Origin of the sequence: Streptomyces sp. NPDC058880 (genome assembly GCF_042742535.1) — a bacterium.
Classification (GTDB): Bacteria; Actinomycetota; Actinomycetes; order Streptomycetales; family Streptomycetaceae; genus Streptomyces.
Genome location: NZ_JBHYMC010000011.1, coordinates 48,141 through 65,683, shown reverse-complemented (window position 1 = coordinate 65,683; position 17,543 = coordinate 48,141). Strand labels below are relative to the sequence as shown.

Annotated in this window: 15 protein-coding genes; all 15 read left to right on the top strand. The window is 71.6% G+C overall.

The features are described 5' to 3' along the window. Nucleotides 1-67: 67 nt before the first annotated feature. Nucleotides 68-493 carry a response regulator gene (locus ACFW2G_RS09290; protein ID WP_052031247.1) on the top strand — a complete coding sequence of 142 codons (426 nt, stop codon included), beginning with the start codon at nucleotides 68-70 and terminating at the stop codon, nucleotides 491-493. A gap of 82 nt (nucleotides 494-575) precedes the next feature. Continuing rightward, a complete protein-coding gene (nrtL, locus tag ACFW2G_RS09285) occupies nucleotides 576-1,607 on the top strand; it encodes an ArgS-related anticodon-binding protein NrtL (RefSeq protein ID WP_384581045.1) in 1,032 nt (343 codons plus the stop codon). A gap of 19 nt (nucleotides 1,608-1,626) precedes the next feature. Beyond that, on the top strand, nucleotides 1,627-3,018 hold the full coding sequence (gene lysA / locus ACFW2G_RS09280) for a diaminopimelate decarboxylase (RefSeq protein WP_384445483.1): 1,392 nt from the start codon (nucleotides 1,627-1,629) through the stop codon (nucleotides 3,016-3,018). 127 nt (nucleotides 3,019-3,145) lie between these two features. Continuing rightward, a complete protein-coding gene (locus ACFW2G_RS09275) occupies nucleotides 3,146-4,435 on the top strand; it encodes a homoserine dehydrogenase (protein ID WP_037928613.1) in 1,290 nt (429 codons plus the stop codon). A 6-nt stretch (nucleotides 4,436-4,441) separates the two neighbouring features. After that, nucleotides 4,442-5,512, top strand: a complete 1,071-nt coding sequence (thrC, locus tag ACFW2G_RS09270) for a threonine synthase (protein ID WP_037927899.1) — start codon at nucleotides 4,442-4,444, stop codon at nucleotides 5,510-5,512. 336 nt (nucleotides 5,513-5,848) lie between these two features. Beyond that, nucleotides 5,849-6,775, top strand: a complete 927-nt coding sequence (gene thrB / locus ACFW2G_RS09265) for a homoserine kinase (RefSeq protein ID WP_037927902.1) — start codon at nucleotides 5,849-5,851, stop codon at nucleotides 6,773-6,775. A 430-nt stretch (nucleotides 6,776-7,205) separates the two neighbouring features. Further along, nucleotides 7,206-9,314, top strand: coding sequence for a transcription termination factor Rho (rho, locus tag ACFW2G_RS09260; protein WP_384581044.1), 2,109 nt, complete (start codon nucleotides 7,206-7,208; stop codon nucleotides 9,312-9,314). A gap of 332 nt (nucleotides 9,315-9,646) precedes the next feature. Continuing rightward, nucleotides 9,647-10,750, top strand: coding sequence for an LCP family protein (locus ACFW2G_RS09255; protein WP_384445487.1), 1,104 nt, complete (start codon nucleotides 9,647-9,649; stop codon nucleotides 10,748-10,750). Nucleotides 10,751-10,970: 220 nt separating this feature from the next. Continuing rightward, on the top strand, nucleotides 10,971-11,189 hold the full coding sequence (rpmE, locus tag ACFW2G_RS09250; RefSeq protein ID WP_030008686.1) for a 50S ribosomal protein L31: 219 nt from the start codon (nucleotides 10,971-10,973) through the stop codon (nucleotides 11,187-11,189). Between the two features lie 127 nt (nucleotides 11,190-11,316). Continuing rightward, complete coding sequence (prfA, locus tag ACFW2G_RS09245; protein WP_384445489.1) at nucleotides 11,317-12,396, top strand: peptide chain release factor 1; 1,080 nt, start codon at nucleotides 11,317-11,319, stop codon at nucleotides 12,394-12,396. A 50-nt stretch (nucleotides 12,397-12,446) separates the two neighbouring features. Next, nucleotides 12,447-13,292, top strand: coding sequence for a peptide chain release factor N(5)-glutamine methyltransferase (gene prmC, locus ACFW2G_RS09240; RefSeq protein ID WP_030853584.1), 846 nt, complete (start codon nucleotides 12,447-12,449; stop codon nucleotides 13,290-13,292). A gap of 49 nt (nucleotides 13,293-13,341) precedes the next feature. Further along, nucleotides 13,342-13,989 (top strand): L-threonylcarbamoyladenylate synthase, encoded by a 648-nt coding sequence (locus ACFW2G_RS09235; protein ID WP_037927914.1) that lies wholly within the window; start codon nucleotides 13,342-13,344, stop codon nucleotides 13,987-13,989. Continuing rightward, complete coding sequence (locus tag ACFW2G_RS09230) at nucleotides 13,986-14,618, top strand: protein-tyrosine-phosphatase (RefSeq protein WP_384445492.1); 633 nt, start codon at nucleotides 13,986-13,988, stop codon at nucleotides 14,616-14,618. The genes ACFW2G_RS09235 and ACFW2G_RS09230 overlap by 4 nt, the downstream gene beginning before the upstream one ends. Nucleotides 14,619-14,721: 103 nt before the next feature. Continuing rightward, nucleotides 14,722-15,951, top strand: coding sequence for a serine hydroxymethyltransferase (gene glyA / locus ACFW2G_RS09225; RefSeq protein WP_384445494.1), 1,230 nt, complete (start codon nucleotides 14,722-14,724; stop codon nucleotides 15,949-15,951). Nucleotides 15,952-16,055: 104 nt separating this feature from the next. Then, complete coding sequence (locus ACFW2G_RS09220; RefSeq protein WP_063890651.1) at nucleotides 16,056-17,402, top strand: MraY family glycosyltransferase; 1,347 nt, start codon at nucleotides 16,056-16,058, stop codon at nucleotides 17,400-17,402. Nucleotides 17,403-17,543: the final 141 nt, after the last annotated feature.

The following is a 17,543-nucleotide window of genomic DNA, read 5'->3' as shown; positions in this document are numbered from 1 at the left end:
GTCGCCCGCACGGGGTGGAAGTGGCAAAAACCCGGACGCGGGGCCCGCGCCGACCTACTCTCGAGTTGTGCCAGGCGTCTCTGGCCGGGTCCTCGTTGTCGACGACAACAAGGTGATCCGGCAGCTGATCAAGGTCAATCTCGAGCTGGAGGGCTTCGAGGTCGTGACCGCGAACGATGGTGCCGAGGCCCTGGACGTGGCGCACCGGGTGTGCCCTGACGTGATCACTCTTGATGTGGTCATGCCCCGGTTGGACGGGTTCGGGGCCGCCGCGCAGTTGCGGGCCGATCCGCGGACCCGGGACGTGCCCGTGGCCATCGTCAGCGCCTGTACGCAGCAGGAGGTCGAGGCCGGGATCGCGGCCGGGGTGGATGCCTTCCTCGCCAAGCCGTTCGAGCCCACCGAGCTCGTACGGGTCGTGCGCCGGCTCATCGAGCGCAAGGACCGGCGCGACGGGAGGAGAGGGGCACCCGCCGGGAGGGGCCGCGGCTGACTCGCGGTCGGCCCGCGGGGGCTGCTGTTCACATGGCGAAACCCTTCGTGGGATGACCGGGCGCCTCCCCTAGGCTGGTCCCGTGACCCCCGCAGACCTCTCCCGTTGCGTCGTACGCGCCGTGCGCTGCGCCGTCGCCGACGGGGAGCTCGCCGCGGGTGCGGCCGCGCCCGAGCGGGTCGTCGTCGAGCGGACCCGGCCCGGCGGGGTGGGGGACTACGCCACCCCCGTCGCCTTCCAGGTCGCCAAGGCCGCCGGATGCCCGCCCCGTGGAGTGGCCGACGTACTGGCCCGCCGGCTCGGGGCCGAGCCCGGGATCGAGCGCGTCGAGGTCACCGGAGCGGGGTTCCTCAACTTCGTGCTGCCCGCCCCCTCCGCGCCCGCGGTCGTGGCCGACGTGATCGGCCGGGATGTCCGAGGCCGGGCCGTGCGGACCGTCCACGGCGACGAGAGCGGGCTCGGGCCCCGTGAGCGCGTGGTGCGCCGGAGCGTTCTGCGGCTCCTGTGCGTCCAGGGTGAGATCGGGTCCGTGCGCACGCCCGCCGCCCCTGCCGCCTCCACCGGCGTTCTGACCTCTCCCGACTCCGCCGCCCCCGCCCCCGCCATCGCTGTCACCGTCGCTCCCGTCGCGCAGCGCGACGGCGACGTCGTCGCCCGCTACGGGGCCGACGCCGCCCGATGGGCGATGCTCGCCACGCCCGCCCGGGAGACTCCGTCCTTCTCCGACCTGCTGCTGCACCAGGGCGAGGCCAGCGAGTTCTTCCGGGTCCGGTACGCCCATGCACGCAGCCGGGCCCTCGTACGCAACGCCGAGCAGTTGGGCTTCCGGCCCGAGGCGGGCGAGGTCGGCGACGCCGCCGCCCTGCTGCGGCTCCTCGCCGACCATCCCCTCGTCCTGGAGGCCGCCGCGCACCACCGCGCGCCCGAGCGGCTCGTCCGGCACCTCGTCGAGCTGGCCGATGCGCTGCTCGACTTCCAGTACCGCGTACTGCCCCGGGGGGACGAGAAACCCTCGGCCGCCCACCGCGCCCGGCTGGCACTCGCCGAAGCCGCCGGGACGGTGCTGGCCGGCGGCCTGGCCCTGCTCGGCTTGGACGCACCCGAACGCCTATGAACCGCGAAGAGAGAAGCCGATGAGCCGTTCCGCGCACCCCGCCGGGCCCCGCCACGCCGACGTCCTGCCCGAAGGGCACTACTCCCCGCCGCCCGCTGACCTGAACGCGCTCGACGAGAAGGTCTGGGCCCGGACCGTCCGGCGCGGGGACGACGGCGTCGTCACCGTCGGCGGCATGGAAGTCACCAGGCTCGCCGAGGAGTTCGGGACGCCCGCGTACTTCCTCGACGAGGACGACTTCCGGTCGCGCTGCCGGGCCTGGGCGCACGCCTTCGGCAAGGACGCCGACGTCTTCTACGCCGGGAAGGCCTTCCTCTCCAAGGCCGTCGTGAAGTGGCTGAAGGAAGAGGGGCTCAACGTCGACGTGTGCTCCGGCGGGGAGCTGTCGACCGCCCTCGCCGCGGGCATGCCCGCCGACCGGATCGCCTTCCACGGCAACAACAAGTCCGGGGAGGAGATCCGCCGGGCCGTCGGGGCCGGCGTCGGCCGGATCGTCCTGGACTCCTTCCAGGAGATCGTCCGGGTCGCGCACATCGCCCGTGAGCTGGGCGTACGCCAGCCGGTGCAGATTCGCGTGACCGTCGGCGTCGAGGCGCACACGCACGAGTTCATCGCGACCGCCCACGAGGACCAGAAGTTCGGCATCGCCGTCGCGGACGGGTCCGCCGCCGAGGCCGTGCGCCGTGTCCTCGGCCACGACTCGCTGGAGCTGCTGGGGATCCATTCGCACATCGGCTCCCAGATCTTCGACATGGCCGGCTTCGAGGTCTCCGCCAAGCGCGTCGTGCGGCTGCTCGCCGCCGTCCGTGACGAGCACGGCATCGAACTGCCCGAGATCGACCTCGGCGGCGGCCTCGGCATCGCCTACACCTCCGGCGACGACCCCCGCGAGCCGCACGAGATCGCCAAGGCCCTCACCGAGATCGTGGCCCGCGAGTGCGAGAGCGCCGGGCTGCGCGCTCCCCGGATCTCGGTCGAGCCCGGTCGCGCCATCGTCGGTCCGACCGCGTTCACGCTGTACGAGGTGGGGACGATCAAGCCGCTGGAGGGGCTGCGTACGTACGTCAGCGTCGACGGTGGGATGTCCGACAACATTCGTACGGCCCTCTACGACGCGGAATACTCCATCGCGCTCGTGTCCCGTACCTCCGACGCCGAACCGATGCTCGTCCGCGTCGTCGGTAAGCACTGCGAGAGCGGTGACATCGTCGTGAAGGACGCCTTCCTGCCGGCCGACCTGGCGCCCGGTGACCTCCTCGCCGTGCCCGCGACCGGCGCGTACTGCCGCTCCATGGCCAGCAACTACAACCACGCGCTCCGCCCGCCCGTCGTCGCCGTGCGTGACGGGCAGGCCCGAGTGATCGTTCGCCGCGAGACGGAGGAAGATCTCCTGCGACTCGACGTCGGATAATGAAATAGGTGTCTCAGCCAATGGACCGAAGGTGGAAAGTGCTGTCCATTGGGTGAGACTGGTTCACACCCCGCGTGCAAACCGCGCGCGGGGTAATGATGGAAGATCGAAAGGCGTAGGTCGAATGATGCGTACGCGTCCGCTGAAGGTGGCGCTGCTGGGCTGTGGAGTGGTCGGCTCAGAGGTGGCTCGCATCATGACGACGCACGCCGACGACCTCACGCAGAGGATCGGTGCGCCCGTCGAGCTCGCCGGCGTGGCGGTCCGCCGCCCCTCCAAGGTGCGCGAGGGCATCGATCCCGCGCTGATCACCACCGACGCGACCGCCCTCCTCAAACGCGGCGACATCGACATCGCCATCGAGGTCATCGGCGGCATCGAGCCGGCCCGCACCCTGATCACCACCGCCTTCGAGCACGGCATCTCGGTGGTCTCCGCGAACAAGGCGCTGCTCGCCCAGGACGGCGCCGCGCTGCACGCCGTCGCCGAGCGGGCCGGGCTCGACCTGTACTACGAGGCCGCCGTCGCCGGCGCCATCCCGCTGATCCGCCCGCTGCGCGAGTCCCTCGCCGGCGACAAGATCAACCGGGTGATGGGCATCGTCAACGGCACCACGAACTTCATCCTCGACAAGATGGACTCGACCGGCGCCGGCTACCAGGAGGCGCTCGACGAGGCCACCGCCCTCGGGTACGCCGAGGCCGACCCGACCGCCGACGTCGAGGGCTACGACGCCGCGGCCAAGGCCGCGATCCTGGCCGGCATCGCCTTCCACACCCGCGTCCGTCTGGACGACGTGTACCGCGAGGGCATGACCGAGGTCAGCGCCGCGGACTTCGCCTCCGCCAAGCGGATGGGCTGCACCATCAAGCTCCTGGCCATCCTGGAGCGCGCCGCGGACGGGGCGTCCGTCACGGCCCGCGTCCACCCGGCGATGATCCCGCTCAGCCACCCGCTCGCGTCCGTCCGCGAGGCGTACAACGCCGTCTTCGTCGAGGCGGAGGCCGCCGGGCGGCTCATGTTCTACGGGCCCGGTGCGGGCGGCGCCCCGACCGCGTCCGCGGTCCTCGGCGACCTTGTCGCCGTCGCCCGCAACAAGCTCGCCGAGGCAACGGGGCCCGGCGAGTCGGCGTACACCCAGCTGCCGGTCAGCCCCATGGGCGATGTCGTCACCCGCTACCACATCAGCCTCGATGTGGCCGACAAGCCGGGCGTCCTCGCCCAGGTGGCGACGACGTTCGCGGAGCACGGTGTGTCCATCGACACCGTCCGCCAGCAGGGCAAGGACGGCGAGGCGTCCCTCGTCGTCGTCACCCACCGCGCGCCCGACGCCGCCCTCTCCGGGACCGTCGAGGCGCTGCGGAAGCTGGACACCGTCCGCGGTGTCGCCAGCATCATGCGTGTTGAAGGGGAGTAAGGACCCATGAGCAGCAATCGCACCCACCAGTGGCGCGGCATCATCGAGGAGTACCGGGACCGCCTGCCGGTGACGGACACGACTCCGGTGGTCACGCTCCGCGAGGGCGGCACTCCCCTCGTCCCCGCGCAGGTGCTGTCCGAGCGCACCGGCTGCGAGGTGCACCTCAAGGTCGAAGGGGCGAACCCCACCGGGTCCTTCAAGGACCGCGGTATGACCATGGCGATCACCAAGGCCAAGGAAGAGGGCGCGAAGGCCGTCATCTGCGCCTCCACCGGCAACACTTCGGCCTCCGCCGCCGCCTACGCGGTGCGGGCCGGGATGGTCTCCGCGGTGCTCGTGCCCCGCGGCAAGATCGCGCTGGGCAAGATGGGCCAGGCCCTCGTGCACGGCGCCAAGATCCTTCAGGTGGACGGCAACTTCGACGACTGTCTGGACCTGGCCCGCGCGCTGTCCGACAACTACCCGGTGGCGCTGGTCAATTCCGTCAACCCGGTGCGCATCGAGGGCCAGAAGACGGCCGCGTTCGAGATCGTCGACGCGCTCGGCGACGCCCCGGACGTGCACGTGCTGCCGGTGGGCAACGCCGGCAACATCACCGCGTACTGGAAGGGCTTCAAGGAGTACAAGGCCGACGGCCTGGCCTCCCGTACGCCTCGCGTGTGGGGTTTCCAGGCCTCCGGTTCGGCGCCCATCGTGCGCGGCGAGGTCGTCAAGGAGCCGCACACCGTCGCCACCGCGATCCGCATCGGGAACCCGGCCTCCTGGGACCACGCGCTGGCCGCGCGGGACGAGTCCGGCGGCTTCATCGACGAGGTGACGGACCGCCAGATCCTGGCCGCCTACCGGCTGTTGGCCGCCCAGGAAGGCGTCTTCGTCGAGCCCGCCTCGGCCGCCTCCGTAGCCGGCCTGCTCAAGGCCGCCGAGCTGGGCCTGGTGGACCCGGGCCAGCGGATCGTGTGCACCGTCACCGGCAACGGCCTCAAGGACCCCGACTGGGCGGTCGCCGGCGCGCCGCAGCCGGTCACCGTTCCGGTGGACGCCGAAGCCGCCGCGGTGCGCCTCGGCCTGGTCTGACGCACGCCCGTGCGGGGCCGGGCCCGGAGGGTCCTCCGAGTGCCGTGACGGCGCTCCAGGGGTCCTCCGGACCCGGCAACTCACCCCGTACGACGACCGAAGTGCGGCCGAAGCGGGTCCAACCCGGTCGAAGCCCGCGACACGCATCGTGCGCCTCCTGTGCGCCCTATGTCGCGAGAGAACCTTCCTTCGATAGGCTGTACTTACATCCGCCACCGCGCATATGACTGCGGTGCTGCCCCGAGGGCCTTCGGGTGTCGTACGTTCTCCAGTACATTCACAGCGAGCCAGCGAAGAGCGAAGTTCTCGCACAGTCACAAGGAGTGTCATCGGACGATGGCCGGTCCAGCGTTCCGCGCCGCCGCCGTACGGGTGCGCGTCCCCGCCAGCAGTGCCAACCTCGGCCCCGGGTTCGACGCCCTGGGCCTGGCCCTGGGGCTCTACGACGACGTCGTGGTCCGGGTGGCCGACTCCGGCCTGGACATCGACATCGCGGGCGAGGGCGCCGACACCCTCCCGCGGGACGAGAGCCACCTGCTCGTACGCTCCATGCGCACCGCCTTCGACCTGCTGGGTGGGCAGCCGCGCGGCCTCGAAGTCGTCTGCGCCAACCGGATCCCGCACGGCCGCGGCCTGGGCTCCTCCTCCGCCGCCATCTGCGCAGGCATCGTGGCCGCCCGCGCCGTCACCATAGGCGGCGAGGGGAAGCTCGACGAGGCGGCGCTGCTGGAGCTCGCCACCGAGATCGAGGGCCACCCCGACAACGTCGCCGCGTGCCTGCTCGGCGGGTTCACGCTGGCTTGGATGGACGGGGGCAGCGCCCGGGCGATCCGGATGGAGCCCGCCGAATCCATCGTTCCGGTGGTCTTCGTGCCTTCCCGGCCGGTCCTCACGGAGACGGCGCGCGGCCTGCTGCCGCGCACCGTCCCGCATGTGGACGCGGCCGTCAACGCCGGCCGCGCGGGCCTGCTCGTGGAAGCCCTGACCAGGCGTCCCGAGCTGCTGCTGCCGGCGACCGAAGACCGGCTCCACCAGGAGTACCGGTCCCCGGCGATGCCCGAGAGCGTGGCACTCGTCAACCGACTGCGGGCGGACGGCATCCCCGCGGTCATCTCCGGCGCGGGGCCCACGGTCCTCGCGCTGGTCGACAACGACGCGGCCGACAAGGTCGCGCAGCTCGCGGGCGAGGGGTGGGCGGCCAACCGGCTCGCACTCGACGCCGCGGGCGCGAGCGTACTTCCGCTGGGCACCCAGGGCGGCTAGGCCTGCTTTCGGACAGGACCAGTCGGCCAGGGGCGGGCGGCCAGGGCAGGCCGCCCGCGCGGAAGCACGCGATTGCCGGTGATTGAGAGGGGGAATATCTATTGGATCCGGTAGTGTTAGTCTCAAGTGCGCATCGGAAGCCGCCAGGGCTCGGTGCTCAGTGTCCCCATCCGGGACCACATTTCTTCCGGGAGCCTCCCCGACTGCTTTGATCGCTTCCAGCAGTTTCGAGCACGCTCCGGAATCGGCGTGATTTTCCCACGCTTTCAGCTCGGGGGCTTCTCGCCGAACCCACGCACGTTTCTTTCCGCCGCATCTCCGTATCGGCGGACCACCGCCCCGGCACGGTCCACACCTAGGGCCGTCGTCGGACAGCACAACCGGTCGCCGAGCCAGACAGGCCGACGTCCGCTCCAGGGAAGGACCCTTCGTGAGCGACACCACCGATCTGATGGGCGCTGCCGACACCTCTGTCGACACCAGTGCCCCCGCCGCGGGCGCCGCGGCCGCCCCCGCCGGACGGCGGCGACGCACCGGCACCGGCCTTGACGGCATGGTCCTCGCCGAGCTGCAGCAGGTCGCGTCCGGCCTCGGCATCAGGGGCACCGCGCGGATGCGCAAGAGCCAGCTGATCGAGGTCATCAAGGAGGCGCAGGCGGGCGGAGGTGCCCCCAAGGCCGCTGCCTCCGCCGCCGCGGACACCGCCGAGGCCAAGCCGAAGCGCCGCGCCACCAGCAAGGCCCGTACGGCCGCCGCCGACGCCGCACCGGCGGAGGCCCCCGCGGCCCCGGCCGAGAAGCCTGCCGCGCAGACGCAGATCGAGATCCCGGGCCAGCCGGCAGGAGGCCCCTCCCGCTCCGGCGCGGCCGAGAGCGGGGGAGACGACGCCCCGGCCGGCGAACGCCGCCGCCGCCGCGCCACGGCGCCCTCCGGCAGCCCGGAGAGCTCGGCCCCCGTCTCCGTGCAGGTCGAGCAGAAGGCCGACACCGCCACCGCCACCGCGCCCGCCGAGCCCAAGGCAGAGGCCGCCACGGCGGTCTCCGCCGGCCAGGCCCAGGGCCAGGACGGCGAGGGCCGCGGCCGCCGCGACCGCCGGGAGCGCGGCGACCGCCAGCGCGACCGCCGCGACCGTGGCGCCAAGGCCGACGAGCAGGGCCAGAGCGGCCAGGGTCAGGGCCAGGCCGCGCAGGGTGGCCAGGGCGGCGGCGGCCGTCAGGACCGCCAGCAGCAGGGCGGCCGCGGTCAGGGCCAGGGCCAGCAGGGCCGCCAGGACGGCGGTCCGCAGGACGACTTCGACGACGAGGGCGGCCGCCGTGGCCGTCGCGGCCGCTACCGCGACCGCCGGGGCCGTCGCGGCCGCGACGAGTTCGCGCCGAACGAGCCGCAGGTCGCCGACGACGACGTGCTGATCCCCGTCGCGGGCATCCTCGACATCCTGGACAACTACGCGTTCATCCGGACCTCGGGCTACCTGCCCGGCCCCAACGACGTGTACGTGTCCCTCGCCCAGGTCCGCAAGGCGGGGCTGCGCAAGGGCGACCACACCACCGGTGCCGTGCGCCAGCCCAAGGACGGCGAGCGCCGCGAGAAGTTCAACGCCCTGGTGCGCCTCGACTCGGTGAACGGCATGGCGCCCGAATCCGGCCGCGGCCGACCGGAGTTCCAGAAGCTGACGCCCCTGTACCCGCAGGACCGGCTGCGCCTGGAGACCGACCCGGGCGTGCTGACCACCCGCATCATCGACCTCGTGTCGCCGATCGGCAAGGGCCAGCGCGGTCTGATCGTGGCCCCGCCGAAGACCGGCAAGACCATGATCATGCAGGCGATCGCCAATGCGATCACCACGAACAACCCCGAGTGCCACCTGATGGTCGTCCTGGTCGACGAGCGTCCGGAAGAGGTCACCGACATGCAGCGGTCGGTCAAGGGCGAGGTCATCTCCTCGACCTTCGACCGCCCGGCGGAGGACCACACCACCGTCGCCGAGCTGGCTATCGAGCGCGCCAAGCGCCTCGTCGAGCTGGGTCACGACGTGGTCGTCCTGCTGGACTCCATCACCCGTCTGGGCCGCGCGTACAACCTCGCGGCGCCCGCCTCCGGCCGCATCCTGTCCGGTGGTGTCGACTCGACCGCGCTGTACCCGCCGAAGCGCTTCTTCGGTGCCGCGCGCAACATCGAGGACGGCGGCTCGCTGACCATCCTGGCCACCGCGCTCGTCGACACCGGCTCGCGCATGGACGAGGTGATCTTCGAGGAGTTCAAGGGCACCGGCAATATGGAGCTCAAGCTCGACCGGAAGCTCGCCGACAAGCGCATCTTCCCGGCCGTCGACGTCGACCCGTCGGGCACCCGCAAGGAGGAGATCCTCCTCAACGCGGAGGAGCTCGCCATCGTGTGGAAGCTGCGCCGGGTGCTGCACGCGCTCGACTCGCAGCAGGCGATCGAACTGCTCCTCGACAAGATGAAGCAGACGAAGTCGAACGCGGAGTTCCTGATGCAGATCGCGAAGACGACCCCGTCGGGCAAGAGCGACGACTGAGGTCCGTCGGCCGGCGTACCACGCCGGCCGTGAGGCATCGCCACAGCAGCCCCCGCCGCACGCCGCGGCGGGGGCTGCCGTGCTTCCCGCCGGCGCCGGCGGGGAGGCGTCCTGGGCCCGTCGGGACACCTGAGAGCTCCGCCACGTCGCCTTCGTGCGGGGACTCCCGTCCTGCGCCCGAAACCGCAGGTGAGGGGCGGCCGGGGAAGGTCTGTCCCGGTTCGTGCGCGATTATTGTCGGTACGGAGGGTTGCATCCTCGGTGAAACCCTTCACCGCATTCGCCCGTCTGTGTCAGGGAACCCGCAGGCCGGACCCAGGACCGAGGAGACCATGACCGAGGACATCAAGGGCAGCGGCCGGAGCGCCGCGGGCCCGCGCAGGCGCAGACCGGCGGCGCGCCGCCGGGCCGTCGCCGCGGCCGGGTGGAGCGCCGTCGCGGTGCTCCTGCTGGGCGGGGCGGGCGTGGGCTACGTCTACGTCAAACTCAACGGCAACCTGAAGACGGTCGACATCGACCAGGTGCTGGGCACCGACCGGCCGGCCGACGTCGACAACGGCTCGATGGACATACTCGTCCTCGGCTCCGACTCCCGCGGCGGCGCCAACGGCGCGTACGGCCGGGACGACGGCGGCTCCGCCCGCTCCGACACGGCGATGGTCGTCCACCTCTACGAGGGCCACCAGAAGGCCGCGATCGTGTCCATACCCCGCGACACCATGACCGCCCGCCCCGCGTGCGCCGTCGCCGGTACGGGGAGGTCCGACCCGGGTGGTCGCCGCACGCAGTTCAACGAGGCCTACACCGTCGGCGGCGCCGCCTGTGCGGTCAAGACCGTCGAGAAGATGTCGGGAATCCGCATGGACCACTACATCGAGGTCGACTTCACCGGTTTCAAGAGGATCGTCGACACCCTCGGCGGGGTCGAGGTCACCACCACCAAGCCGATCAAGGACGACTACAGCCACCTCGACCTCCCGGCCGGCCCCAACAGGCTCGACGGCGAGCAGGCCCTCGGGCTCGTCCGCACCCGCCACGGCGTCGGGGACGGCGGCGACCTCGGCCGAATACAGCTCCAGCAGGCCTTCATCAAGGCGCTGATCAAGCAGGTCAAGGGCGTCGGCGTGTTCGACAGCCCCAAGAAGCTGCTCGACCTCGCCGACGCCGGGACCAAGGCGCTCACGACCGACAAGGCGCTCGGCGACGTGAAGTCCCTCGCCGGGTTCGCCCAGAGCCTCCAAGGCATCGACGCCGCCGACCTCCAGATGATCACCCTGCCCGTGACCACGGACGCGATCGACGCCAACCGCGTCACGCCCCTGCCGAAGGAGTCCGCCATGGTCTGGGACGCCCTGCTGGCCGACCGGCCGATCCCCGCCGGCGCCACCGCGCACTCCACCGGCGACAAGAGCGAGGCCGGGGCCGTCGTCCGGTAGGCGAAGCGGCCCGGGACCCGCTGCGCCGCAGCCCGGCAGGACCCCGCGGCAGGCCCCGGAACGGAGCCCGGAATAGACCCGGCCCCCCTCCCGTTGAGGGTGGTGTCCTCAGAATTTTGACAGGCGGCCCGGTCCTGGCAGACTGGTCTGTCGGCCCCGGTTCACGCAGTGCGCAATTCGGCTCCTGCGACCCGGCGCCCTCCCGAATCTAGGAGACACCTTGAAGCGCGATGTTCACCCCGAGTACGTCGAGACCGCGGTCAGCTGCACCTGCGGCGCGTCGTTCACGACCCGTAGCACCCTGACCGAGGGCACCATCCGTGCCGAGGTCTGCTCCGAGTGCCACCCGTTCTACACGGGCAAGCAGAAGATCCTCGACACCGGTGGCCGTGTGGCCCGCTTCGAGGCGCGCTTCGGCAAGGGCGCGGCCAAGAAGTAGCGCGACCCAGGCGCCGGTCTCCGGCCGCCCCCTGTCCACTCGGGGGCGGCCGGACCGGCGCCTTTGTCGTCGTTCAAGCCCGTCACCCCGTGCAGTCCCCCCGCACTTTCACCACAGGAGTCCCCCGATGTTCGAGGCGGTCGAGGAACTGGTCGGCGAACACGCCGACCTCGAGAAGCAGCTCGCCGACCCTTCGGTCCACTCCGATCAGGCCAATGCGCGCAAGCTGAACAAGCGCTACGCGGAGCTGACCCCGATCATCGCCACCTTCCGTGCCTGGAAGCAGACGGGCGAGGACATCGAGACGGCGAAGGAGCTCGCGGCCGACGACCCGGACTTCGCGGCCGAGGTCAAGGAGCTGACCCAGCAGCGCGAGGAGCTCACCGAGAAGCTCCGCCTGCTGCTCGTCCCGCGCGACCCCAGCGACGACAAGGACGTGCTCCTGGAGGTCAAGGCGGGCGCGGGTGGCGACGAGTCGGCCCTGTTCGCCGGCGACCTGCTGCGCATGTACCTGCGCTACGCCGAGCGCGTGGGCTGGAAGACCGAGATCATCGACGCCACCGAGTCCGAGCTCGGCGGCTACAAGGACGTCCAGGTCTCCGTCCGCACCAAGGGCGGCAACGGCGCCACCGAGCCGGGCCAGGGCGTGTGGGCCCGTCTGAAGTACGAGGGCGGCGTGCACCGCGTCCAGCGCGTCCCGGCGACCGAGTCCCAGGGCCGCATCCACACCTCCGCCGCCGGTGTACTCGTCACCCCGGAGGCCGAGGAGGTCGAGGTCGAGATCAACGCGAACGACCTCCGCATCGACGTGTACCGCTCCTCCGGCCCCGGCGGCCAGTCCGTCAACACCACCGACTCGGCGGTGCGCATCACGCACATCCCGACCGGTGTGGTCGCCTCCTGCCAGAACGAGAAGAGCCAGCTCCAGAACAAGGAGCAGGCCATGCGCATCCTGCGGTCGCGCCTGCTGGCCGCCGCGCAGGAGGCCGCCGAGCAGGAGGCCTCCGACGTGCGCCGCAGCCAGGTCCGCTCCGTGGACCGGTCCGAGAAGATCCGTACCTACAACTTCCCGGAGAACCGGATCTCGGACCACCGCACCGGCTTCAAGGCCTACAACCTCGACCAGGTGCTCGACGGAGACCTCGACGCGGTCATCCAGGCCTGCGTGGACACCGACTCCGCGGCCAAGCTCGCCGCCGCGAGCTGACCGAAGCCCGCTCCACCCCCCCCCGTACGACAGCAGCCCGGAGGACCAGCGTGAACTTGCTGCTTGCCGAGGTGGCCCAGGCCACCCAGCGGCTGGCCGCCGCCGGCGTACCCTCACCGCGCTTCGACGCGGAGGAACTCGCCGCCTTCGTGCACGGCGTCAAGCGGGGGGAACTGCACCACGTCAAGGACGCGGACTTCGACGCCCGCTACTGGGAGGCCGTCGCCCGCCGCGAGGCGCGCGAGCCGCTCCAGCACATCACCGGGCGCGCCTTCTTCCGGTACCTGGAGCTCCAGGTCGGGCCCGGTGTCTTCGTGCCCCGGCCCGAGACCGAGTCGGTCGTGGATTGGGCCATACAGGCCGTCCGGGCGATGGACGTCGTCGAGCCGCTGATCGTCGACCTGTGCACCGGGTCCGGGGCGATCGCTCTGGCCATGGCCCAGGAGGTGCCTCGCTCGCGCGTGCACGCGGTCGAGCTGTCCGAGGACGCCCTGCGGTGGACCCGCAAGAACGCAGAGGGCTCCCGGGTCACCGTCCACCAGGGGGACGCCCTGAGCGCCCTGCCCGAGCTCGACGGCCAGGTCGACCTGGTCATCTCCAACCCGCCGTACATCCCGCTCACCGAGTGGGAGTACGTGGCGCCCGAGGCCCGTGACCACGACCCGGAGATGGCGCTCTTCTCCGGCGAGGACGGCCTGGACACCATCCGGGGCCTCGAACGCACCGCCCACCGGCTCCTCAGGCCGGGCGGCATCGTCGTCGTCGAGCACGCCGACACGCAGGGCGGGCAGGTCCCGTGGATCTTCGCCGAGGAGCGGGGCTGGGCCGACGCGGCCGACCACCCCGACCTCAACAACCGCCCGCGCTTCGCCACGGCCCGCAAGGCACTGCCGTGACCGGCGCGACGACCCCCGCCACCCCCCTGCTGCACGAGGAGGCCCGCTGATGGCCCGGCGATACGACTGCAACGACGCAACGGACCGCAAGACGGGCCTGCGCGAAGCCGCATCCGCCGTGCGCCGCGGCGAGCTCGTCGTGCTGCCCACCGACACCCTGTACGGAATCGGCGCAGACGCCTTCAGCCCGGAGGCCGTGCACGACCTCCTCGCCGCCAAGGGCCGTGGCCGCGGCATGCCCACCCCGGTGCTCATCGGTTCCCCGAACACCCTGCACGGCCTCGTCACGGACTTCTCCGAGCAGGCCTGGGAGCTCGTCGACGCCTTCTGGCCCGGCGCGCTGACGCTGGTCGCCAAGCACCAGCCCTCGCTGGCGTGGGACCTCGGCGAAACCCAGGGGACCGTGGCCGTGCGGATGCCCCTGCACCCCGTCGCCATCGAGCTGCTGACGGAGGTCGGCCCGATGGCGGTGTCCTCGGCCAACCTCTCCGGGCATCCGGCGCCCGAGGACTGCGACGCGGCGCGGGAGATGCTCGGGGAATCGGTGTCGGTCTACCTCGACGGGGGCCCGACGCCCGGCATCGAGCCGTCGTCGATCGTCGACGTCACGGGGAAGGTGCCCGTGCTGCTGCGGGAGGGAGCGCTGAGCGCCGGCCAGCTGCGGGAGGTCGTACCCGACCTCGAGGTCGCCCCGTGAGCCCTGAGGGGCGTGGCATAGCAGGGGGAAGCACTTTCCGCATACTCCACGTCAGCACGGGCAACGTGTGCCGCTCTCCGATCACCGAGCGGCTCACCCGGCACGCCCTCTCGCACCGCCTCGGCGGTCCGGTCGGCGGCGACCTCATCGTGGAGAGCGCTGGCACCTGGGGCCACGAGGGCGCTCCGATGGAGGCCAACGCGGCCGCCGTACTGGAGGACTTCGGGGCCGACACCTCGGGGTTCACCGGCCGCGAGCTGCTGGACGAGCACGTCATACGTGCCGACCTGGTGCTGACCGCCACGCGGGACCACCGCGCGCAGGTCATCTCGATGGGGCATTCGGCGGGGCTGCGCACCTTCACGCTGAAGGAGTTCACCCGGCTGGTCAGGGCCATAGACCCGGCCACGCTGCCGCCGGTGGACGATGGCATGGCGGAGCGGGCGCGGGCCCTCGTACGGGCCGCCGCGGCGCTGCGCGGGTGGCTGCTGGCACCGTCGCCCGACGCGGACGAGGTGTACGACCCGTACGGTGCGCCGATCACCTTCTTCCGCTCCATCGGCGACGAGATCAACCAGGCGCTGGACCCCGTGGTGACGGCCCTGACGGGTGTGGCGGCGCGTCGCTGACCCCGGCGGGGCGCACCGCGCGGCGGGGCGGTTGCGCCGCGAGGCGTGACGGGCGGGCCGGGCCTACAGTGGCTGGTACCCGGTATCCCCCTGGAGTCGCGCCATGAGCGTCATCACCCAGCCCACGGACCTGCTGCGCCGGCAGGACCCGCAGATGGCCGACGTACTCGCCGGGGAGGGCCGCAGGCAGGCTGGCACGCTGCAGCTGAGCGCGGCGGAGAACTTCACCTCGACGGCCGTCCTGGCGGCGCTGGGGTCCCCGCTCGCCAACAAGTACGCCGAGGGCTACCCGGGCGCCCGCTACCACGGCGGGTGCGAGTACGCCGACATGGCCGAGCAGATCGCCGTGGAGCGGGCCAAGGCGCTGTTCGGGACCGAGCACGCGAACGTGCAGGCGCATTCCGGCTCCTCGGCCGTCCTGGCCGCCTACGCGGCGCTGCTGCGGCCGGGGGACACCGTGCTGGCGATGGGGCTGCCGTACGGGGGGCACCTCACCCACGGCTCGCCCGCCAACTTCTCCGGCCACTGGTTCAGCTTCGTCGGGTACGGCGTGGACCCCCGGACCGGCCTGATCGACTACCGGCAGGTGCAGGACCTTGCCCGTGCGCACCGCCCCAGGGCCATCGTGTGCGGGTCCATCTCCTATCCCCGCCACCCCGAGTACTCGGCCTTCCGGGAAATCGCCGACGAGGTCGGGGCGTATCTGATCGCCGACGCCGGGCATCCCATGGGGCTGGTGGCCGGCGGGGCCGCGCCGAGTCCGGTCCCGTACGCGGACGTCGTCTGCGCGACCACGCACAAGGTGCTGCGCGGGCCGCGCGGCGGGATGCTGCTGTGCGGCGCCGAGCTCGCCGAGCGCGTCGACCGGGCGGTGTTCCCGTTCACCCAGGGCGGGGCGCAGATGCACACCATCGCCGCCAAGGCGGTGGCCTTCGGCGAAGCGGCCCGACCGGAATTCGCCACCTACGCCCACCGGGTGGTGGCCAACGCCCGGGTACTGGCCGGGGCGCTGGAGGAACGCGGGTTCATGATCACCACCGGCGGCACCGACACGCACATGATCACCGCCGACCCGGCGCCGCTGGGCGTGGACGGCCCGACCGCCCGCGGCAGGCTGGCCGCCGCCGGGATCGTGCTGGACACGTGCGTGCTGCCCTACGGAGACCAGCGGGGGGTCCGGATGGGGACGGCCGCCGCGACCACCCAGGGGATGGGGGAGCCGGAGATGCTCCGGATCGCGGAGCTGTTCGCGACCGCGCTGCGCGGGGAAGCCGCGCAGACACGTACGGAGGTCGGCGAGCTCACAGCAGGATTTCCCCCTTACGGGGAGTAAACGGGGCAAGGGGGGTGTAGTGGAACCGGTATACGGACCCCTCGCGTCCTCGGTGGAGGGGGCATCGCAGCTAATGTGTGGGGCTGAGATGGCCGGCGATACTTCTGGGGCAGCCAGTGCGTGAATATCTGCTGACGCTTTGCGTCACGGTCGCGGTGACCTACCTGCTGACCGGGCCCGTGCGGAAGTTCGCGATCGCGGCCGGGGCCATGCCGGAGATCCGCGCCCGCGACGTGCACCGAGAGCCGACGCCGCGCCTCGGCGGGATCGCGATGTTCGGCGGCCTGTGCGCCGGCCTGCTGGTCGCCGATCACCTGCAGAACCTCAACGCGGTCTTCGAGAAGTCGAACGAGCCGCGCGCCCTGCTCTCCGGTGCCGCCCTGATCTGGCTGATCGGCGTACTGGACGACAAGTTCGAGATCGACGCCCTGATCAAGCTCGGCGCGCAGATGATTTCCGCCGGTGTGATGGTCATGCAGGGACTGACGATCCTGTGGATCCCGGTCCCCTTCATCGGCACGGTCCCGCTCACCCAGTGGCAGGGCAACCTGCTCACCGTGGCGCTCGTCGTGATCACCATCAACGCGGTGAACTTTGTGGACGGCCTCGACGGCCTCGCCGCCGGCATGGTCTGCATCGCGGCGGCCGCTCTCTTCCTGTACGCCTACCGGATCTGGTTCGGCTACGGGATCGAGTCCGCGGCCCCCGCGACTCTCTTCGCCGCCATCCTGATGGGCATGTGCCTGGGCTTCCTGCCGCACAACATGCACCCCGCGCGGATCTTCATGGGCGACTCCGGGTCGATGCTCATCGGTCTGGTCCTGGCCGCCGCGGCGATCTCCCTGACGGGGCAGGTGGACCCGGACGCGCTGGCCCTGTTCGCCGGTGGTGAGCGCAACGCGACGCATGCGATGCTGCCCGCCTACATCCCGCTGATCCTGCCCCTGACGGTCATTGCGATCCCGATGGCGGACCTGATCCTGGCCATCGTGCGGCGTACGTGGAACGGCCAGTCGCCGTTCGCGGCCGACCGCGGGCACCTGCACCACCGACTGCTGGAACTCGGCCACTCGCACAGCCGCGCCGTCCTGATCATGTACTTCTGGTCGGGCCTGATCGCCTTCGGCACCGTGGCCTACTCCGTGCACTCCACCGCGATGTGGATCGTGCTCGTGATCGCCGTGCTCAGCGCGGTGGGGCTCTTCCTCCTGCTCCTGCCGCGCTTCACGCCCCGTACGCCGGCCTGGGCCGAACGTCTGGTCCCGCCCCGCTACCGGCACTCCGCGCGCGCGGCCGAGGCGGCGGCGGAGGCCGCCCTGCAGGACGCGTCGGGAGCCGAGCAGAAGCCCGCCGGGCCGATCGCCGCAGGCGTCTCGGGCGTCAACGGCGCGACCGCGGTGGGCCCCCGTTCGCGCTTCCCCGAGCGGCGTAAGGCTGAATCCGCTCGCTGACCCCTGCTTCACATGTCCGACATGAAAGTCCATTAGCAGACAACCAGCCCCCCTGTCGCGCACACACGCGCAGGGTCACTCTCATGTGTGACAGTCGGCACACCGGGCAGGTAAAGCTCTCATCAAATAGTTTGTGATACC